Source organism: Streptomyces sp. 3214.6 (assembly GCF_900129855.1).
Lineage (GTDB): Bacteria > Actinomycetota > Actinomycetes > Streptomycetales > Streptomycetaceae > Streptomyces > Streptomyces soliscabiei.
Genome location: NZ_LT670819.1, coordinates 231,865 through 252,627 on the forward strand (window position 1 = coordinate 231,865; position 20,763 = coordinate 252,627).

A 20,763-nucleotide genomic window follows, 5' to 3' on the forward strand; every position below is an offset into this window, starting at 1 on the left:
GCGGTGGGGATGCGTGACCGTGCTGCTGCTGTTCACCGGCGTGTGCTGCGCGGCTCCTGTATCCAACGCGATCAGCGTGTACGTCGCGCTGCAGACCGGGCTCCAGGACGACGGCGCGATCGCCGAAGGCGGCACCGTTGCGGACATCCCCGCGCGGATGCTGACCGCCTACAGGAAGGCTGTCCAGCAGGTCGGGAAGTACAGGCCCAAGTGCCAGGGCATGCGCTGGCCGATCCTGGCCGGGATCGCCAAGGTCGAGTCGAGCCACGCCATCGGCCGCAACGTCGCCGACAACGGAGACATCCGTCCGAAGATCTACGGGGTGCTCCTCAACGGCTCCGGGGCCGGCGGGAACACCACCGTCTTCCCCGACACCGACGGCGGCAAGTGGGACGGGACCGCCAGCGGGGAGCGCGCGGTCGGTCCTTTCCAGTTCCTGCCGTCCACCTGGGAGGGCATCGGCGAGGACGCGAACGGAGATAAGACGGCCGACCCGCACAACGCCGACGACGCCGCGCTCGGCGCCGCCGTCTATCTGTGCGGCAACGGACGGGACTTGACCAGGCGGGCTCAGCGCGAGGCCGCGATCCTCCAGTACAACCGCTCAGGTGAGTACGCGGCGAACGTGCTGGGCTGGATCGACCAGTACACGGCGGCCGCGACGGGCCCGGACCTGAAGAACGTTTCGGGGAAGGTCCGCACGGTGATCGAGGCGGCGCTCTCCCAGCGCGGTGTGCCCTACTCGTGGGGCGGCGGCAACGCCAGCGGCACGTCGTACGGCATCTGCTGCTCCCCCAGTGGCAAGAGCGGCGCGAACATCAAGGGCTTCGACTGCTCGGGGCTGACCGTGTACGCATATGCCAAGGCCGGCATCCGCCTGCCGCGCACCGCGGCCGCGCAGGCCGGGGTCGGTCAGCGGATCCCCGCCGGTCTCGGCACCGACGCGCTCAAGGCCGGCGACCTCGTCTTCTATGCCGACGCCCCGGGCCGGGACGCGACGATCCATCACGTCGGGATCTACCTGGGCAGTGGGCAGATGGTCAACGCCGCCCGGCCGGGCACCGTTGTCCGCCTGGACGCGGTCAACGCGATGTCGGGATACGCGGGAGGGGCCCGGCTGCTATGACCGTCTCCCCGGCGCGTTCACCGCGCCTGCTGCTGATCGCCACCGTGGTCCTGGTCGTGGCCGGGGTGGTCCTGCTGACGGTGCCGTATGCCTCGAGCGCACCCGCTGTCTCGGCGCCACCGCGTGCGACCGCTCCCACGGCGCACCCCACGGCGCACCCCACAGCAACCGCTCCAGGCAGCCGCACTGCGCAGGCCAGCTCGCCCGCGTCAGTCACGGCCTCCGACTCGTCGACGCAGTCGGCCCGCGCGTCCGCGCTGGCGCCGCACGGTGAGGGCGTGGCCGGCGATGCCGCCATCCAGAAGTCGTTGGAGGACGCCTGGCCCGCCGACCTTGCCGCCGCCGACGAGCACAAACTCCTCGCGGCCGGCCGTGGCCTGCTGCGGGCAGACGCCACGGGGGTCGGCCGCGCCAAGTGGCCCGCGATCTTCGGCGACCCGGGCCAGGCGATCGCACCGGCTTTCGCCACCGCTCGCTTCCGTGTCCAGGCCGCCGTCGCCCGCCGAGACGGCAGCCCTGACAAGGCGGTGGTGCACCTGGTGTGGGCGGGCGCCGACCGCGGCGGCACCTACACCGACCGGCGCATCACCGACTGGCACTTCACCCGCACTTCGACGAAAGGAGCGTCCACATGGACTCCGCAGCCCCGTACCTGACCGACCAGGCGGATGACACGGCGGCCGGTCAGGTCCTCGGATTGCTGGCCGGCCTGGCTGACGCCGCTGGCTGGGTGATCGCCTCCTGGTACGTGCCCGTGGCGGCCGCCCTGGTCGTATGGGCCGTGAGCGAGATGGTGGTGCGCCGTCTGGCGAGGAAGGCCTCGGCCCAGCGGATGGCGCTGGAACTCGTGCCGTCGCAGCACTTCGACCCCGGTCTGGAGGAGATCTTCCGCCGTGGGGCCCAGCTTGCCCGGGCCTCGACGAGCATGCCGTGGTGGGCGCCGCGAAGGTCGAAGGCGGTGCAGATCCGGCTGCGCGCCGACGGCTCGAGCCCGTTGCGCTACCGGATCGAGGGTCCCGCGGGCGGCGAACGCCTGCTGTCGATCACGCCCTTCGGCCCGGCCGTCGCCGTGAACCGGGCCCGTCCCCTCGTCGACAAGCCGCGTGAGCATGCGGTGCGGGCTGAGTTCATCCTGCGCGGCAAGCCAACGGCCCCGCTGCGTGAAGTGCCGCTGGACCCGGACCCGTTGCAGCCGCTGATCGATGCCGTCTGCGACCTGCGGGCGGAACTGGGTGACCTGGCCGAGGTACGGCTCGACATCCAGCGGGCGCCCAAGTGGGCGCTTCGGGCCTGCCGTGTGCAGCTGATGTCGGATGCCCGCCGCAGGGAGCGCCGTGAGGCCCAGCGCGCTGCCCGGTGGGTGCGCCAGGACGCAGGCGGCATCGAGGACTCGTTCGCCTGGCAGCTGCAGCAGCTGGTCAGCGGGAAGCAGGGCGCAGGCGGGGGCGGGCGCCGTCTGGTCATGCCGCCGGTCCCGCGCCGGGTGGACCCCCAGGACGCGCTGGGCAAGCTCGCCGATGACGACCACTTGGTGCGTGTGCAGCTGCTCGTGATGTGCGCCTCGAACACCGAAGGCCGAGCCCAGGCCCGGCTCGCCCAGTTGCAGGCCGCGCTTGATGTGTTCGGCGGCGGCTCGCGGTGGGCGATGCGCGGGTGGCGGGTTGGCCCGTGGCGGTTCGGGGCGGACCGCTGGCCCAGTCGGCGCGGCTTCGAGCGCCGCTGGCGGCTGGGGCACTGCCAGCCGCCCCGCCCGAACTGGGTGCGTCTGGAGGAACTGACCGGCCTGCTCAAGCCGCCCACGGTGCACTGCCGGCTGCCGCTGCTCGCCGCAGACCTGCCGACCTTCCGCTTCGGCAACCCCGAGTTGTTGCTGCAGGGCATCTACCGCGCCCCCGACGGCCGCCGGCGCCTGGTCGCCAGCTATGCCGAGGAGACGCTGTTCGAGGTCGGGGTGGGCAAGGCGGGCGGCGGCAAGACCGAACGCGCCCTCGCTCAGGCGATCGGCTGGGCCCATGCCGGAGGCGGGCTGATGTTCGTCGACCCGCACCGCGACTCCTGGCCCCGCGCTCTGCCGTTCCTGGCCCACGACGCGCTGATGCAGCGGATCGCGCTCATCGACCTCAACGCCCATGGGCCTTCTGCACAGGTGAGCTGCTGGAACCCGCTCGGCATGCACCAGGGCCAGAGCGCGCACGAGGTCGTCGAGGCCACCGCGGACGCCTTCGCGGCCGCGCTCGGCTGGGACGACGCCAGCGCACCGCGCGCGCTGACCATCCTCACCGCCGCCCTGACGGTGCTGGCAGCCGTCAACGAGGCCGCCTGCCAGGCCGGGCGGCCCGAGGACCAGGCCACGGTCTTCCACGTGCGGGCGCTGCTCACCGACCCGGTCTTGCGCGCTGCGGCGCTCGCCGCCGTGGAGGGACGGCTCGATACGGAGACCCGTTCCTGGTGGCAGACGGTGTTCCCGACACTGCCCGCCGACTCCTTCGCCGTGGTCGCCAACCCGATCGCCCGCCTCGCCGCCAACCCCGTCACCCGCGCATTCCTCGGCCAGCCGGCCGGCGTCTACAACATCCGCGCCGCGATGGACTCGAAGATGATCGTGTGGGTGTGCCCCGGCGGCAGCGGGCCCACCGACCGGCTGATCACCGCGCTCCTCGCCCGGGACCTGCTGCGCGCCGTGCGCTCCCGCCGCGACGCCCCCGAAGCCCAACGAGCGCCGTTCCGCGCCTACTTCGACGAACTCATCACCCTCACCGGCGCAGCCCCGGAAACCATCGCCGCCATGTTCGAAGACTTCCGCAAATACCGCGTCCACGTCCACGGCATGACCCAGCTGCTGGCCCGCCTGCCCGCCCCGGTCCGACTGTCACTCGTCCAGAACGCCTCCACCCTCGCCTCCACCGCCGGCTCGCAGTCCGCCATCGCCGCGATCACCTCCGAATGGGGCGACCACCCCAGCCCCGCCCTCGTCGCCGCCCTCGACCGCTACGAGCACTACATGTCGCTGACCGTCAACGGCCGACGCACCGGCCCAGTCCAGATCACCGGCCCGCACCTCGACGACGTCTTCGCCCGCTACGCCCGCCCCCGCCAAGCGGCGGCACTGCAGCGCTCGGCCCAGGCCATGGCCGGCGCTGCGCCACTGCACCAGCTCGCGGCCCTCGCCGCCGGCCAACTCGACCGGCTCAGCGCCTTCCTCTCACAGCACACCCCCGCCACCCCCGCGTCCGCCCGGACGCAGAAGGGATACCAGTGACCACCCCCCACGCCACACCTGCACGGGCCACACTCACCCCCAGCCCCGTAGAACCGCTCCCCCACCAACTCCTGACCGCACTCGCCCAACACCGCATGGCGACCACCAGCCAGCTCCACGCCCTGCTGCGCCCGAACGCCACCCGGCAGGCCATCTCCCGCCCCCTCAACACACTGCGCCGCCGCCACCTGGTCGGCTACACCGTGCTGCCCCGGTCCAACACAACCCGCGCCTGGTACCTCACCGGCGAAGGCGCCCGCCTCACCCGCGACTTCCCCGCCCTGCGCGGCCGCCCCCCGTACCCGATCACCACCGCCACGGCCGCCTCGCTGAAAACACCCCACACACTGACCGTCGTCCGCACCCACCTGGCCTTCGTCACCGACGCCCGCCGCCGCGGCGACGAACACGGCCCCCTCGACTGGACCCCCGAGGTCTCCCACCCCCTCGGCGACGGCGAGCGCCTCATCGCCGACGCCGTCATGCACTACACCCTCACCAGCGGCGACCAGCGCACGAAACTGCGGGCGTTCGCCGAGATCGACCGGACCACCATGGGCAGCGAACGCCTCGCATCGAAGCTGATCGAATACGCCCGCCTGTGGTCCTACCAGCCCCAGCCCGCCGGACGCCAACGCCCGCGACAGCCGCCCGCCGCCGGCCCCGCCTGGCTGCGCTGGTACCCCGTCTTCCCCCGCGTCCTGTTCATCCTCACCGGCGCCAGCCGACACGTCCTCGACAACCGGATCAGCGACCTGCAGGCCATGACCGCCCAGCACCCACACGTCAACGCGCTCGCCCGGCAGGTACCGATGGGCGCGGCCATCCTGGACGACCTTGAACTCCAGGGACCCGCCAGCGATGTATGGACCCCCTTAGCCGGCGGCACGCCACGGCCGTGGACCCAACTGTGACCCCAGCAGGCTCGTGCGGCCCGAATGTCGCAGCCCCGCAACGACCCGGCAACCCACTCGACATTCACACAAGCGAACAAGTAATTTACCAGTGCACACTCCGGTGGTTACGCAACCCTCCCTCACCAAAGATGAACTGGAGACGTCACATGAACCCGGGAAGCGAAGAGATTCACCAGAGCGAAGACCCATGGAGCTACACGCCCTCCACTCCCACCCGGTCCGCCAGCCGCATCGGAGACGCCTGGGTGATGCAGGGAGTCGACGACTACGACCTGGAAGACCTCAACGCATTACGCCGCAGGTTCCCCGGCCGGCGCGTCACCCTCGACGGAGACGTGATCACCGTCTGGCCGCCCTTCACCATCTCCCAGCCGAGCCCCGCGCCCCGCCCCCCGACCCCTCACCCACACGCCGCGACATCGCACACCCTCTCCGCACCCCACGCAGCAGAACGGGGGCAGCCGGTCTGTTTTCCGCATCCCATTCCGGCCACATCACACCAGCCGCCCCAGCAACACCATCAGCCCCATCACCAACCGGCCAGCCACCCCATCCAGGCAGCCGCCAGCCCGACGCACCGCCTGAGCGCTACTCAAAATCCCCCAAAACACCTCGCAACACCGGGACGCCAAAGCGACGACGAGCAGACGCCGCAGCACATCGCGCACCCCAACTCGACAGCCAAAAGCCAACACCAACAAGCGATCCGACGAACAAACACTCGAAAATATCCATAGGCATATGCGTAGCCTTGCCGCTACGCAAACGGATCACCACAGCTCGACCAGGCCGCGGAACTGGACTTCCGTCCATTGGCGGCTCAGGCAGCGGTCATGTCACACCGCGCCATACGGGGAGGCATCGTGAAACGCCGCGCACACCATTCCGCTCTTCTGTTCCGAAACGCCACCGCCGCGTCTCTCACGCTGTGTGCCGCGCTCGCCCTCAACGCGTGCAGCTCATCCGACGGGAAGGACAAGGGAGCCAACGAGTCGCCGACGGTCACGCCGTCCCCGCTGGCCTCTGCCACCGCTGATCCCAAGGAGACGGCGAAGAGGGAAGCCATCGCCGCGTACGGGGCCTACTGGCAGGAGATGGAGAAGCTCTACGCCGACGTCACGGGCAAGAGCGTCCATCTTGATCAATACGCCGCAGCTGCTGCCTTGAAGAACGCTGAGGCAGACGCCAAAAGCACCCATGAACGTGGCCTCATCAACACCGGCGATGTCGCCGTCACTGCCCAAAGTGTCACCAAGGTCGACACCTCAGGGAAGATTCCAAACGCGACGCTCTCCAGCTGCCTCGATATCTCGCGCTGGCAGACGGTGAATGCCGAAACCAAGAGCCCGGTGAGCCTCCCGGACAACCGCCTGACCAAGTACGTGATCGTCAGCACTGTCGAGAGGTACCCGGAAGGGTGGCGCGTCACCAGCGACGAGCCTCAGGGCAAGTCATGCTGACCAGCCGTATCGCGGTCACCGCAGCGACTGTCTTAGCTGCGGCGCTCGCCGTACCTGTCACCAGCTACGCGGAAGACGAACCCAAGGGCGGTGGCAGCGCACATTGCGGCCAGTTCACTTGCCAGGTCGAGGTCGACGTCCCCGGGCAGGCCGGTGGCCAGCAAGGCGGCAGCGGCTACACGGACGGAAGCGGATCATCGAGCGGTAGTAATGACGACTCTTACGAGAACGCTGACGGCACCTTCGAAACGGTCTGCACCTACAACCTCGCAGACCCGCAGCCGCCCGTCGGAAGCCTGGACTGGGAAGGCCACGAACCCGGCGATGGAGCCGTGTACGAGCAGTCCTGCTCCGTGGCCCCCGACGGGGTTGACGACCTCACCGTCCGTCGGCTGGTGTGGCTAGCCGAGCCGCCCGCACGACAGACGGTCGACCCAGCCGTCCTGGCGCAGCGTGCAGTCGACTCAATGACGCTACTTGGCCCGGACGTCGCCAGCCCGCGCGCGGCTGGGAACTACACGGTCGGCGTCCCGGTGTGGATGTGGGTCAACCAGAGCGCCACAACCTATGGGCCCAACATCGCTTCAGCGTCCGCAGGCGGGATCACGGTCACCGCGACGGCGAAGGTCTCGAAGATCGTGTGGCAGATGGGCGACGGCGCCAGCGTGACGTGCAACGGCCCCGGTACGCCCTACCAGGCGTCCGAGGGCATGGCCCAGTCCCCGACCTGCGGACATCTGTATTCCAAGACCTCAGCTGGTTCCGCAAACGGCAAGTTTCAGGTGACCGCGACCTCGACGTGGACGATCGGCTGGCAGGGCGGGGGAGCGACCGGCCAGCTCACCGAGGTCCGGCAGAGCAACGTGCAGGTGGCGATCGGTGAAGTGCAGGTCGTCAGGTAACGGCGCCGGAAGGGCAGGACGTTGAGCAAGACCCAAGAACGTGCAGACGCAGTCAGCTCGAGCGGAGTCCTCCAGCAGGGGCGGGTGGCCGGGCCGGTGGCTCCGCCGCGGGTATCGGCCCGCAGGCGGCGACCGGGGGTGATCGCGTTGTCGCTGGCGCTGATCGCGGGCGGAGGCGCGGGGGTTGCCGTGCTGCTGCTCCAGGTCGGCGACCGCACCGAGGTGGTGACCGTGGTCCGCGAAGTCCAGGTCGGCCAGGTCCTCACCGAGGGCGACCTGGGCAAGGCCTCTCTCGCTCTGGACCCGGCTGTCAAAGCGGTGCGCTCCGACGATCTGGACTCGGTGGTGGGCAAGCGGGCAGCCGTCGAGCTCAAGCCCGGTTCCCTTCTCGCGCTTTCTCAGGTGACGAAGGATTCGCTGGTGAAGGCCGGTGAGCAGTTGGTGCCGATCGGTCTCGAGCCCAAGCAGATCCCGGCCACCGCGCTGGTGCCGGGCCAGAGGGTCCAGCTAGTGCACGTCCCGGCCCAGGGTGCTGCGGATACCGGCGAGACGTCCGACGCGGTGCCGCAGACCATCGGCGGGCGGGTCGTGAAGGCTTCAGGAGCCGCGCCCGGCACCGGGATCATGGTCGTCGATGTCGCCACCTCCGCCGCTGACGGCCCGACTACCGCGGCGTGGGTGGCGGCCGGCACCTTGCGCCTGGTTCTCACCGCTGCGGACGGTAGCTGATGGCTGTCATCGCGCTGGCAGGCTGCAGTGGCGCGCCCGGCGTGACCACGAGCGCGCTCGCTTTGCTGCTGTCGTGGCCGCTGGAGCCGGGCCGGCGGCTGGTCCTGGCCGAGTGCGACCCGGACGGCGGGGCGGTGCTGCACGGGCTGTTGCAGGGCACGCTCGGCGACCGGTACGGGCTGCGGAATCTTTCGGTCGCTGCCCGCCAGGGCGATCTCGGCGACGCTTTCTGGCGTCAGCTGATCGACTTGAGCAGCGAGGACGGCAAGAAGGGTTCGCCGCGTGAGCGGTTGCTGCTGCCGGGCATCACCGATCCCGTGCAGGCGGCGAGTCTGGGATCGGTGTGGAAGGCCCTGGGGGTGATCTTCCGCGGTATCGAGGCCGAGCACGGTCACGACGTCCTGATCGACCTCGGCCGTAGGGGGGCCTTCGGGCCGTCTGGTGTCCTGGCCGAGCAGGCCGACGCCGTGCTGGTGGTGGTGCGCAACACCCTGCGCTGTCTGCAGGCAGCCGAGGGCCGGGTGCGCGCTCTGCAGGAGCGGGTCGGGGATGTCGGCCTGCTGGTGATTGACGAGGGGCCGTATCCGGCGGGTGAGGTGCAGCGTGTGCTGCAGGTGCCGGTGGTGGCGACGCTGCCGTACGCGCCGAAGGACGCCCGTGTGCTGTCCGACGGGGCGGAGCAGCCGCGTCACTTCATCAAGTCGCCGCTGATGAAGGCCGCCAGGACGGGCGGCGCGCTGCTGGTTCAGCGGGCTGCGGTGCGCCGGGCCCGCCTCGACCCGCGCGGCGTGCGCGCCGCGGGCGGCGGGGTGAGCCGTGCGCGGTAAGCCCCTGCACACCGATCCTGTCGTGGCCCCGGCGTCCGGCCGCCCCCGGCCAGCGTGGTCGCACCAGACGAACGGCGTATCTGACGCTGCTGGTGCTGCCTCGAGTGCGCGTGTGCTGGGTGCCGGGGCGCCTCAGGTCATTGTCGATTACAGGGTTGCCCGGCATATCGCGGCCCAGGTTGCCAGGCAGCGCGAGGAGTTGCTGAAGACGACGCCGCAGATGGATCGGGCGAGCGAGGAGCAGCGTTGCCTGGAGTGGATCAATGAGGCGGTCGCTCTGTGGTCGGACGCGAACGCGATGGCTCCGCAGGAGGACGAAGCGCTGCGGCGTGCCGTCTATGACCTGCTCTTCCGTGCCGGGCGGCTCCAGCCGTACCTGGACGATGACCGGGTCGAGGACATCATCATCCAGGGCCCGAACGAGGTGTGGCTCGACTACGGCGACGGTGAACGTCGCATGGTCGGGCCGATCGCGGAGTCGGAAGAGGAACTGCTGGAACTGTTGCGGGAGTTGGCGAGGGGTTCCGGGCACAGTGAGCGCACCATCTCCACGGCGAATCCCACCCTCGCCCTGTCCCTGCAGGACGGCTCCCGTCTCCAGGCCATCACCGGGCTCGGGCCGATGACCTATGCGGTCATCCGCCGGCACCGGGTCTCCCACGCCGATCTCGACGACCTGGTCCGGCTGGGCACGATCGATGCGATCCTGCGCGAGTTTCTCGGCGCGTGTGTACGCGCGGAGAAGAACATCATGATCGCGGGGAAGCAGAAAGCCGGGAAGACCACCTTGTTGCGGGCGATGCTCAAGGAGTTCGACCCCGAGACGCGGTTTGCCACCATCCAGACCGAGGACGAGTTGTTCGCCCACGCCAACGGCTACCACCGGCAGGTCGTCTCCCTCACCGGGCGCGAGTCCAACGGAGAGAAGGACGTCACCGGCCGCGGGGCCGGCGAGGTCACCCTCCTGGACCTGATGCATCCGGCTTTGCGGATGTCGCTGGAGCGGATCGTGGTCGGCGAGGTCCGCGGCCCGGAAGTCGTGGCGATGATGCAGGCGCTGACGAACGGGTCGGGCGGCAACCTGTGCACCATCCATGCCCGCCGCCCGGACATCGTCTTCGACCGGATCGCCGAGTTGTACGCGCTCGCTCAGGACAACCTGTCCGAGCAGCTCGCCTACCGGCAGACCGCCAACGGTCTGGACTTCATCGTGTACGTCGACATGACGGATGAGACGCAGATCGGCGGCCGCCGTCACCGCTATGTCAGCCACGTCCTGGAGCTGACCGGGATCGGCGAGTCCGGGCGGCCGGCCACGAACGAGGTCTTCTCGCCCGGCAGCGAGTTCGGCGAGCTGCGGGCGGTGCCACGGATGGACCCGGGCTGCGTCGACGACCTGCGCCGCGTCGGGTTCGACTCGGCGCTGCTGCAGCAGCCCTACGGGGCCTGGCAGGCGCCGCTGGCGCTGAAGGTAGGGGCAGGCCGGTGACCGTGCTGTGGGGGCTTTTGTGCGGTATGGCCGCTGTCGGCGGGCTGATCGGCGTCGTGGCCGGTCTCGTGGGCACCACGGCGTCGCGCCGGGCCCCGCTGGGCCGGCGGTGGCAGGCCCTGCGCGACGGGAAGGACCAGAGTGAGGACGTCCGGCTGCGCCGACGGGTCCTTACCGTCGCGGCCGGTGTCGTCTTCGCAGCTGTGTGGCTGGTCTCGGGGAACTTCGTGGGCGGCGCGCTGCTCGGCGCGGCCGTCATCGGCGTGCCCTGGCTGATCAAACCGGCGCAGACGGCGCAGGAACGCATCGGCCAGCTGGAGGCCTTGAGCGAGTGGACCCAGCGCCTGGCCGGCCTGCTCCGGCTGGGCATGGGTCTGGAACAGGCGATGACGGCCAGCCGCAAGGGCGTGCCGGACGGACTTGCCCCGCAGGTCATCAATCTGTCCGACCGGCTGCGCCTGGGGTGGCGGCCGGAGTCGGCGCTGCGCGCGTTCGGTGACGAGCTGAACGATGTCACCGCGGACAAGGTGGCCGCCGCTCTCATCCTGTCGGTCCATGACCGTGGCCCTGGGCTGGCGCAAGCGCTGGAGGACCTGGCCGGCACAGTCCGCGAGGAGGTCGCGGGCAAGCGGAGAGTCGAGGCGGACAGGGCCAAGTCGAGGACGACCGTGCGGTGGATGACCATCATCACCGTGGCCGTCGTGGTGGCCGGGTTCTTCGTACCGTCCTACACCAAGCCGTACGCCACCCTCCTCGGACAGCTGGTGCTCGCCCTCGTGACAGCCGGATTCATCGCCGTGCTCGCCCTGATGCGGCAGCTGGGATCCTTCCGCCGCATTCCGCGCTTCCTGATCACCGACCCGACGAGCACGGTCCGTCCGCCCGCGCCCGCGGCGGAGCCGGACCCGTCGGCCGCTGGCCGTGTGCCGCAAGGAGCCCTCTCGTGAACCTGCTTCCCGTCGTCGTCACCGGCGCCGCGGTCGGCTCCGGCCTCGCCTTACTCGTGCGGGAACTCCTGCGCCCCCAGCCCGCGTTGGGGTCCGCCCTGCAGCGCAGCGCCCCGGCCGCACGGGCCGTGCCCGGGCCGGAGCCGGACCGCGAGGAGCGGTGGGGCCGGTGGCTGCTGGCCCGCCTGGAGCGCCTGCCCGGCGTGCGGATCCCCACCACCAACCTGGCCCTGCTCGGGCAGGGGCCGGGCCAGTTCGTGCTCAAGAAGTCGGCGCTCGCCGCGCTCGGTCTGCTCTGCCCGGTGATCGCGACGATTCCGTGGGTCATCGCAGGTGTCTCGCTGCCGTTCTATGTGCCCACCGGCGCCGGACTCCTCATCGCTGGACTGCTGTTCATCACCCCGGATCTCGCAGTGCGGGACCAGGCCAAGCGGGCACGGGAGGAGTTCGTGCACGCGCTGTCCGCCTACCTGGACCTGGTCGCGCTCAAGCGGGCCGCCGACGCCGGCCCCGCGGAGGCTTTGGAGAGGGCCGCAGAGGTCGGCCGCGGCTGGCCTTTCCTGTATCTGCAGGGCGCGCTGCGCCGGGCCCGGCTGGAGAAGATCCCGCCGTACCAAGCGCTCAGCGAGCTCGCCGCCGAATACGACCTGCCCGTCCTGGACGACGTCGCCGACATCATGCGGGGCTCGGCCACCGACGGCGCCGCCGTCTACAAGGCGCTGCGCGCCCGCAGCGCCGCCCTCACCGCCGAGCTGCTGGCCGTTCAGGCCGCCGAGGCCAATGCCGCCAGCGAGAAAATGACCGCCCCGGGAGCCCTGCTCGCCGTCCTGGTCATGCTCCTGATGGCATTCCCCGCGGTGATCCGCATGCTCACCGTCTGACCTTGTCCCCGCCCGTTGCGCCCCGCTCTCGTTCAACCTCGCGTGGAGGAACCCTCATGAAGCACACCACAGACCGCTTACACGGCGCGCTGTCCAGCGCGGCCCGATGGCTGGCGACGCGCCTGGAGGAGGGCCGCCGGGAACGGGCCCGCCGCCCGGACGCCGGCGACATCAGCATCACCACCGTCATCATCTGGGTGGCCGCCGTCACCGGCGCCGTGCTGATCGCCGGGACCATCGCCCTCGTGGTCGCCAAGTACAACGTCAAGCTCAACGGACTGTGAACTGTGATGCCTTCCAGGCGGCTGAAGAACTGGTGGCGGGGGCGAGGACTGCACGGCGACCGCGGTGACGCATCCATCCAGATGGCGATCGTCTTCCCGTTCGTGCTGCTCGCCACGGTGGCCGTGATCCAGGCCTCGATGTGGTACTACGCACGGCAGATCGCCCTGACCGCGGCCCGCGAGGGCCTCACCGCGGCCCGCTCCTACCAGGCGAGCCCCGCCGACGGCGCGGCCCGCACCCGGGAGGTGCTGGGACGCACCGCAGGCGACAGCCTGCGCGGCTACAGCGTCTCGGCCAGCAGCGACGGCCAGCGGGTACGGGTCCAGGTCTCCGGCACTGCCATGTCGATGATCCCGGGCGTGACGGGCCTGCAGGTGACCCAATCGGCATCCGGCCCCGTGGAACGCTGGACGGAGCCTCAACAGTGAACCGTTCCTATGGACTGAGCAGGAATGAGTCTGCTCAGCCGCACGCCCCAAACGGTCTTGGACGCACTGGTCCCCGGCGTACTCAACCCCGGGGCGGCAACACGCATCCTGTGCGTGGTCCTGGCCCGGGAGGCCAGTTCCCTACGCGACCCGGCCATTTGGATACGGCCAGAGGCGACGGGGAGGCCCTGAACCATCACGCTGGTGGAGCAGGGGCCCTGCACGCTGACGCCGAATCCGACGTCCCAGATCGCACAGCCACGCTGACCCGGATGGACCAGGGCGCCGCAAGGCCGAAAGCCGAGCATCACACGATCGAGGTAAAACGACCTCATGCACGCTCCTCGACGAGCAGTTGCAGCCCCGTAATGAACCCCGTGCGCTACAAGCCCCGATGGGCTCGCAGGCTCCGCGGCGACGAGGGCAGCGCCGCGATCGAGGCGGCCGTCGTCCTCCCCTCGCTGATCATGTTCTTGTGTCTGGCCCTGGCCGGCGGACGCCTCGTCACCTCCGGGGCGAAGATCGACGCCGCTGCGCAGGATGCGGCCAGGGAAGCCTCCCTCCACCGCACCGCGGCCGCCGCCCAGAGCGCCGCCCACGCGGCGGCCGACGAGTCCCTGGGCGGCCAGGGCATCGCGTGCGCGTCGACGTCCGTCAGCATCGACACCGGCGGCCTCAGCGTGCCGGTCGGCCAGGTAGGCACCGTCACCGTGACCGTGACCTGCACGGTCGATCTGTCCGACCTGCTGCTGCCGGGCGTGCCCGGGACCCGCACGCTCACCTCGACGGCGACTTCGGTGGTGGATCAGTACCGGCAGCGAGGTGAGTGATGTTCCTCCGGCAGATCCGAGGGAACCGGGCCCGGTGGGATGACCGGGGAGGCGTCACCGTGTTCGTCGCCGTGTGCGTGATCGCGCTGATCGGCATCATCGGCGTCGCCGTCGACGGCGGCAGCAAGATGCGCGCCGGCGAACACGCCGACTACATCGCCGGCGAGGCCGCCCGGGCCGGCGGCCAGGCCATCGACCCCGCCGAGGCCATCAGCGGCAACGCGATCGTCGTGGACCCGCAGGCCGCCCAGGCCGCCGCCGCGGCCTACCTGCGCTCCGCAGGCGCGACCGGCACGGTCAGCGTGTCCGGCGACGGCACAACCCTCACCGTCACCGTCACCGGCTCCTACGACACAAAGTTCCTGTCGGCGGTCGGGATCGGCTCGCTGTCGGTGACCGGCCAGGGCAAGGCCACCCTCCTGCACGGCGTCACCGCACCCGAAGGCGGAACCTGATGCGCGCCACCCACTCCCCCGCCGCACCGGTGGACCGCACCGTGGCCCGTGTTCTCAAGGCCGGCTCGAGCCTGCTCGTTCTGGCCGCCGCGGTCACGGGGCTGCCGTTGCTGCTGGCATGGGTCACTCCGGTCGTCTGGGCTTCCACCCACGACGACCTCGCCCACCTGCTGGACCGGCAGGACACCGGGGCGGCTTTCCTGCTGCTGCTCGTCGCGGTGGGATGGATCGGGTGGGCCCAGTTCGCGTTCTGCGCCGCAGGAGAGCTGATCGCACAGGCGCGGGGCCGGACCTGGCACGCCCCGCGGGGAATGGGCGCCTCGCAGCGCGCCGCAGCCCTGCTGATCGGCAGCATCCTGGTCCTGCTGCCCACCAGCTCGGCGCTGGCCTCCGACGCCCACGCCGCACCCGCCGCCACAGCGACGCGCATCCCCGGCCAGGCAGCCCGGACCCCGCTGGCCGCTGAAGCCGAACAGGCCTCACCCGCTCCTTCCGCGAGCACCCCGACGTCGCCCTCGTACACGGTGCGCGAGACGCGGCCGGCCGAAAGCCTTTGGGGCATCGCCGAACGGGAACTGGGCGACGGCGAACGGTGGCGGGAGATCGCGAGTCTGAACGAGGGCCGGCGCATGTCCGACGGTCAGGTCTTCCAGGCCAACAGCTTTCTTCAGCCCGGCTGGCGGCTTCGGATGCCCGACACCGCCCCCGCGTCGGGAGGCGACCGCACGCAGCTGGGCGACGGCCCCGCGGCGGCCGTCGAGGACAGCGGACACGTCGTCACGGTCCACTCGGGCGACTATCTGTCGAAGATCGCGCAGGAGGAACTCGGCGACGGCGACAAGTGGCCCGCGCTGTTCGAGGCCAGCCAGGGCACGCCGCAGCCGGACGGCCTGCCCGCCATCACCGACCCGGATGTGATCTACGCAGGCCAGCAGGTCACCGTGCCCGGCGCTCAGCCCGATCAGCCCGGCCCGTCGCGGGAGGGCGGCGACGGAAACGAGGCGGGCAGCCAGGAGACCACTGATCCGGCCGGCCAGCAGCCAGACAGCGAGCACAAGCCGGGCGACGACACCGGGCATGAGCAGTCGCCGACGCCGGCCCAGACCACCGCGCCCGCGCCCGAATCGTCGGCTCCCAGCCCACCGAGCAGCCGTCCCGCCCAGCAGCCCGGGCAGGACCAGAACTCCCCCTCCGCGACGGCCTCCACGACGCCCCGGCCCAGCACCAGCGCCTCCCCCTCCTCCGCCGCCTCTGCGCTGGCGCCGGCTGAGCCGCCCGGTTCCGCTGCCTCCTCCCCCGCCGCCGCGGCGTCCGAGACGCCGCCGTCGCCCCCGGCCGACGGCCCGCTGAACCTGCACACGGTTCTGGGCGCCGGGGCTCTGCTGGCCGCCGCCGTCACCGGCGCACTCGCCCTGCGCCGGACACTGCAGCGCCGCCGCCGCACACCAGGCGAGACGATCGCCATCGCAACGGAAACCTCCCCGGCAGAAGCCCAGCTGGCGGCGACCGCCGAACCAGCAGGCGCCGCTCGCCTGGACGCGGCCCTGCGGACCATGGCCCACCAGACGGCCCAGCAGAAGCACGCTGCGGACCTGCCCTCCCTGCGTGCCGCGCGGATCGGCGCCCGCACCGTGCAGGTACTGCCCGAGGACCTCGCCCACCCGCCGCAGGCGCCCTTCGCCGCCGGGAAGGACGGCTGGTGGGTCCTGGCCGCCGACGCCGCCCTCCTGGACGACGAGACCGCCCGCGAGGCGCCGGCCCCGTATCCGGGGCTGGTCACGATCGGCAACACCGAGAAGGGCGACCTTCTGCTGCTCAACCTCACCCAGGCGCCCGCCCTGCTGCTGGACGGCAACCCGGTCCACATCACCGAAATGTGCACCTCCCTCGCCCTGGAACTCGCCATGAGCCCGTGGGCCGGCGAAGCCGAGATCGTCACCGTCGGATTCGGCGAGGACCTGCCGCACCTGCTGCCCACCGCGCGGATCGCCCACATGCGCCAGCCCGCACACGCCCTGCGCGACCTGAACGAACGACTGCTGGAGGCACACCAGATACCCCACACCCGCCACCAGCCCTACCTGCTGCTCTGCGCGTCCTCGCTCGGCGCGGACACCGCCTGGGAGTTCGCCGACGCCATCGACAAGGCCGGCACGGTTCCCGTCACCCTCATCGCGCCGGCGAACACGGCCACCGCCCACTTCCCCCAGGCGGAGATCCTCAACGCCTCACTCACCACACCACAGCATCTCGACTCCGCCGGCGCCGAGATCACAGTGCAGCGCCTGGAGCACGCTTCGTACCTTCAGATCACCACCGCGCTGAAAGTGTCCGCACAGCCAGCCCACCCGCCCGAAGGCCCCTGGCAGCACGTCCCCGACGAACCAGGCAGCGCGCACCAGCCCCACCCGCCCACGCCCCAGGAGCCCGCCGCCCCCGCGCCCGACGCAGGCACGGCCCCTTCCCCCGCATCGGACGCGGACGCGGGCGGCGCCGTCTTCCCCGCCCTGCTCGCCGCCACCACCGACCCCTGCGCGCTGCGACTCCTACCCGCCTCCGAGACGACAACAGCGGACGCCGTTCACACGGATCGACTCGGCGCCGAGCTCCCTGGCGAGCGTGCGCCCCAGGCCCGGGAAAAACCCACCCCGGACGACGAGACACCAGCGCCCCCGGTCCCGACCGCCGCAGAGGCCGCGGAGGCTGACAACGCCGGGGACGCCGCGCAGGGCGCCGCAGAAGAAGGCAGAGAGCCGGACTCGGATGCGTGCGAGGCCCGTGACCTGCACGCGCCGCAGATCCGCGTCCTGGGCCCGGTCGAAGTCACCGGCGTGGACAGCACCGGGCACGGCCCGCGGATGGCACAGCTCGCCGCCCTGCTCTTCTTCCGGCCCGGACGCAACGCCGACGCCCTGTGCCGCGACATGGACCCCCTCAGCCCGTGGACGCCGAGCACCCTCAACGCCCGCCTCCAAGGCCTGCGCCGCGCCCTGGGCAACGACAGCGCCGGCAACCCCTACGTGCCCCGCCGCACATCCGGCGAGGACCCCTACCGTCTCTCTCCCGCCATGCGCTGCGACTGGAACCGCTTCCTCCAGCTCGTCGAACGCGCGCTGCCACTGGGCCCGTCCGGCCTGCCCGACCTGGAGAAGGCACTGACTCTGGTGCGGGGCAAGCCGTTCGGCGGCCGGCCGCCGGCCTGGGCCGAGCCCTACCAGCAGGAAATGATCACTCGGATCATCGACGTGGCCCACACCGTGGCCGCCTACCGCACCCCACCTGGCCCGCACCACGACCTCAACGCCGCCCGCAACGCGGTCGCGACCGGACTCGACGCCGACGACAGCGCAGAGCTGTTGTATCGGGACTGGATGCGTCTTGAGGCTGCGCGCGGGAACCGGCAGGGACTGCACACCGCCATCACCCGCGTCCAGCAAGTCAACCGAGCGCTGGACTGTTCACTGGAGACGGAGACCGAACACCTCATCAACACCCTCCTGCGCCCCGGCAGCCGGCCATGACCCCACCCGCCGCGCACACCACCCGCCCCACGCCTCCAGCGCACCCGCCGCCGCCCGGCCGCCCGGCAGCCTCCACGAACCCAGGCGCAGGCAGCCGCCCGGCCGACCCCGCCCGCCCGCCGCGCGATCCCCCGCCCGCGCACCAGCGGCAGCAGGCCGCCCCGCCCCCTCACGGACCCCTCCCGCCCGGCACAGCTGACCGCGTCCTCACCGGCGTGATCATCACCGGCACAGCGACCATCGCCGGCATCGGCTTCGCCGGCTCCTACACAGCCGTCCGCGACCTGGCCCTCAAGAAGGGCTTCGGGAACTTCTCCTACGTGTTCCCGATCGGCATCGACGCCGGCATCTGCGTCCTGCTGGCCCTGGACCTGCTGCTGACGTGGATCCGCATCCCCTTCCCGCTGCTGCGCCAGACGGCGTGGCTGCTGACGGCGGCGACGATCGCCTTCAACGCCGCCACCGCCTGGCCCGACCCGCTGGGCACGGGCATGCACGCGGTGATCCCGATCCTGTTCGTCATCACGGTCGAGGCGGCTCGGCACGCGATCGGCCGGATCGCGGACATCACGGCGGACAAGCACACGGAGAGCGTGCGCATCACACGCTGGCTGCTCTCCCCGCTGCCGACGTTCCTGCTGTGGCGACGGATGAAACTGTGGGAGCTGCGCTCCTACGACCAGGCGATCAAGCTGGAGCAGGAACGTCTCGTCTACCAGGCGCGGCTGCGTTCCCGGTTCGGCCGCGCCTGGCGCCGCAAAGCCCCGGTGGAAGCCCTGACACCACTGCGACTGGCCCGCCACGGCATCCCGCTGACGCAGACGGCCCCGGCGGGCCTGGCAGCCGCAGGCATACAACCGGCCCTGCCGCCGCCGCCGCCAGAACCAGCGCCTCGGCAAGAACCGACGTCGGCCGGCCCGGCCGGCACGGGCGGCGTCCCGGCAGCCGAGACGACGCCGGCGCCTCGGCACGAACAGGCAGCGCCTGCCCAGGCCAGCCCGGGCATTCAGGCCGCCGAGCCCGAACCGCAGTGGCAGCATCCCGCGCTGAAGGCCCCCGCCAGACGCCAGAAGCCCGCTCAGCCCGGCACAGCCGCGCCTCACCCCCCAGTACAGGCGCCGCCCGCAGACTTCCGCTCGCCGCACAGCTCACACAGGGACGACGCAGCACCCGCCCCGCGTATCGCCGACGCCCGCCAGGCCCGGCACGCCGCCCCCGGAACCGAGCCCACAAGCGCCCAGGCCGCTTTCCGACCCCCGCAGCACCACGCCATGACCACCACGGCCGGCGCCCCCCTGCCGCACAGACAACCCCAACCCCCACTGAAGGCCTCCCAGCCTCACACACCGTCAGCCAAAGCCGAGCCTGAAACTCGACTCCACAACACCCACAGCACAGACCACACACCGATACGCGACGACTCCGTCCACAACGCCCAGCTCCCACACGCGGCGCAGCCCGGCCGTCCCGACCACGCGGCCCCGGCCTCGCCCACCCACCCCCACGGCCGCTCCACGGGCGCCGACGGCCAGCCCGCCGCCTCCAGCACACCACACGCCCACGCCTGCGGCCCGGGCCCTGTTCCACCTCGCCGAGAACAGACCGACACCGCTCCAGGAGAACAGCGCGCCGATGCGCGCAGACCATCGCCGCACCACCTCGACCGACGCCGACCCGCGGACCCCGACCACCCGGCCCGAAGACTCCAGGAAACACCGCCACACGACACCGACGCACCCCCACCCGCCCCACCCCCGATCCCGCAAAGCGATACAAGCCCTGGCGAACAGCAGCCCGCCGAGCCGGCACGCCACCCCACACCCACACCCCAGCCCCCTCCCACCGGCCCCTCCCCCACGCCACAGCCCACCACCGTCGACCGCTACTACCAGGCCTGGGCCGACTTCCACCACCGACACCGTCGCCACCCCGACGCAGCCGAACTCTCCGCTCACCTCGCCGAACACGGCATCCTCGACCGCAGCCGGCAACCCGTCAAACCGAAATCCCTCTCCCGCTACCTCCTCCAATTCCACCTCTACACCGCATGGGCCCGACACCGCACCACCACCCCCACCCCCGACCTCCACCTCATCACCCAAGAACTCACCCACCACGGCATCACCGCCCAATACAACAAACCCCTCCAACCCCACCACCTCACCCCCCACCTCCCCGCCTTCGAACACCGCTGGCACTCCCTCAACCCCCACCCCCACCACACCCGACAAACCAGCTGACCGCCCATGAAGAGCATCAAGCCACGCCACCTCCGCCCCCAGCCCTCCCGGCTTTCGCGAGCAGCGGCGCGCACGGCCGCAAAGCCCGCCCCCACCACCCGACCGACGAGGCCGCAACGAAGGCCGTCGCGGCGAAGCCGGACACCGGCGCGACGGGAGACGCCCGCCGACCCGGGTCCCCAAGACCGAGGCCGACACCGCTCAGCGCCCCGGCACCACCTCTGAGAAAACGGCAGGGACCACCCGTCCGCGGGCCGAGAACGCCGAACCGCGCCGAGACCGGCCCCACATCAACCACCGCCCACGATCACAGCGACGTCACCGGGCTCCGGGGCCTCGCGCCCGACCGCTCTCCCGCCCTGCAGCCGTCCGCCGCCTCCCCGCGCGGCCGGCCCACGGCGCACACGCGAACGACGCGCCCAACAACGCACGGACGAACGCGCCCAACCGGTGAAACTCTGAGGCCG

At 71.3% G+C, this 20,763-nt stretch carries 17 protein-coding genes; all 17 read left to right on the forward strand.

Annotation, left to right across the window (positions count from 1 at the left end; all coding sequences use genetic code 11):
- Positions 1-13 precede the first annotated feature (13 nt).
- On the forward strand, positions 14-1,126 hold the full coding sequence (locus B5557_RS00870) for a C40 family peptidase (RefSeq protein WP_231976190.1): 1,113 nt from the start codon (positions 14-16) through the stop codon (positions 1,124-1,126).
- The gene (locus B5557_RS00875) at positions 1,123-1,782 is read left to right on the forward strand and encodes a hypothetical protein (RefSeq protein WP_079657317.1); all 660 of its coding nucleotides are present in this window, start codon (positions 1,123-1,125) and stop codon (positions 1,780-1,782) included. The genes B5557_RS00870 and B5557_RS00875 overlap by 4 nt, the downstream gene beginning before the upstream one ends.
- Positions 1,758-4,385 carry an ATP/GTP-binding protein gene (locus B5557_RS00880; protein ID WP_079657318.1) on the forward strand — a complete coding sequence of 876 codons (2,628 nt, stop codon included), beginning with the start codon at positions 1,758-1,760 and terminating at the stop codon, positions 4,383-4,385. Before B5557_RS00875 ends, B5557_RS00880 begins: the two co-directional genes overlap by 25 nt.
- Positions 4,382-5,299 carry a replication-relaxation family protein gene (locus tag B5557_RS00885; protein ID WP_079657319.1) on the forward strand — a complete coding sequence of 306 codons (918 nt, stop codon included), beginning with the start codon at positions 4,382-4,384 and terminating at the stop codon, positions 5,297-5,299. Before B5557_RS00880 ends, B5557_RS00885 begins: the two co-directional genes overlap by 4 nt.
- Positions 5,300-6,165: 866 nt before the next feature.
- Entirely contained in the window at positions 6,166-6,762 is a 597-nt protein-coding gene (locus tag B5557_RS44625; RefSeq protein WP_231976191.1) for a hypothetical protein, read from the forward strand.
- The gene (locus tag B5557_RS44630) at positions 6,756-7,664 is read left to right on the forward strand and encodes an ATP/GTP-binding protein (RefSeq protein WP_231976192.1); all 909 of its coding nucleotides are present in this window, start codon (positions 6,756-6,758) and stop codon (positions 7,662-7,664) included. Before B5557_RS44625 ends, B5557_RS44630 begins: the two co-directional genes overlap by 7 nt.
- 138 nt (positions 7,665-7,802) lie before the next feature.
- The gene (locus B5557_RS00905; protein ID WP_231976193.1) at positions 7,803-8,393 is read left to right on the forward strand and encodes an SAF domain-containing protein; all 591 of its coding nucleotides are present in this window, start codon (positions 7,803-7,805) and stop codon (positions 8,391-8,393) included.
- The gene (locus tag B5557_RS00910; RefSeq protein ID WP_079657323.1) at positions 8,393-9,220 is read left to right on the forward strand and encodes a hypothetical protein; all 828 of its coding nucleotides are present in this window, start codon (positions 8,393-8,395) and stop codon (positions 9,218-9,220) included. Before B5557_RS00905 ends, B5557_RS00910 begins: the two co-directional genes overlap by 1 nt.
- Positions 9,210-10,709 (forward strand): CpaF family protein, encoded by a 1,500-nt coding sequence (locus B5557_RS00915; protein WP_079657324.1) that lies wholly within the window; start codon positions 9,210-9,212, stop codon positions 10,707-10,709. Before B5557_RS00910 ends, B5557_RS00915 begins: the two co-directional genes overlap by 11 nt.
- Positions 10,706-11,656, forward strand: coding sequence for a type II secretion system F family protein (locus tag B5557_RS00920; protein WP_079657325.1), 951 nt, complete (start codon positions 10,706-10,708; stop codon positions 11,654-11,656). The genes B5557_RS00915 and B5557_RS00920 overlap by 4 nt, the downstream gene beginning before the upstream one ends.
- Positions 11,653-12,537 carry a type II secretion system F family protein gene (locus tag B5557_RS00925; protein WP_079657326.1) on the forward strand — a complete coding sequence of 295 codons (885 nt, stop codon included), beginning with the start codon at positions 11,653-11,655 and terminating at the stop codon, positions 12,535-12,537. Before B5557_RS00920 ends, B5557_RS00925 begins: the two co-directional genes overlap by 4 nt.
- 56 nt (positions 12,538-12,593) lie before the next feature.
- Positions 12,594-12,821 carry a hypothetical protein gene (locus B5557_RS00930; protein WP_079657327.1) on the forward strand — a complete coding sequence of 76 codons (228 nt, stop codon included), beginning with the start codon at positions 12,594-12,596 and terminating at the stop codon, positions 12,819-12,821.
- 6 nt (positions 12,822-12,827) lie between these two features.
- Positions 12,828-13,250 carry a TadE family protein gene (locus B5557_RS00935; protein WP_173877626.1) on the forward strand — a complete coding sequence of 141 codons (423 nt, stop codon included), beginning with the start codon at positions 12,828-12,830 and terminating at the stop codon, positions 13,248-13,250.
- A 368-nt stretch (positions 13,251-13,618) separates the two neighbouring features.
- Positions 13,619-14,080, forward strand: a complete 462-nt coding sequence (locus B5557_RS00945) for a TadE/TadG family type IV pilus assembly protein (RefSeq protein WP_079657330.1) — start codon at positions 13,619-13,621, stop codon at positions 14,078-14,080.
- Positions 14,080-14,535: a TadE/TadG family type IV pilus assembly protein gene (locus tag B5557_RS00950; RefSeq protein ID WP_079657331.1), complete on the forward strand. Its 456-nt coding sequence runs from the start codon at positions 14,080-14,082 to the stop codon at positions 14,533-14,535. The genes B5557_RS00945 and B5557_RS00950 overlap by 1 nt, the downstream gene beginning before the upstream one ends.
- Positions 14,535-18,056, forward strand: a complete 3,522-nt coding sequence (locus B5557_RS00955; RefSeq protein WP_079657332.1) for a LysM peptidoglycan-binding domain-containing protein — start codon at positions 14,535-14,537, stop codon at positions 18,054-18,056. The genes B5557_RS00950 and B5557_RS00955 overlap by 1 nt, the downstream gene beginning before the upstream one ends.
- Complete coding sequence (locus B5557_RS44635) at positions 18,053-20,296, forward strand: DUF2637 domain-containing protein (RefSeq protein ID WP_443031326.1); 2,244 nt, start codon at positions 18,053-18,055, stop codon at positions 20,294-20,296. The genes B5557_RS00955 and B5557_RS44635 overlap by 4 nt, the downstream gene beginning before the upstream one ends.
- Positions 20,297-20,763 lie beyond the last annotated feature (467 nt).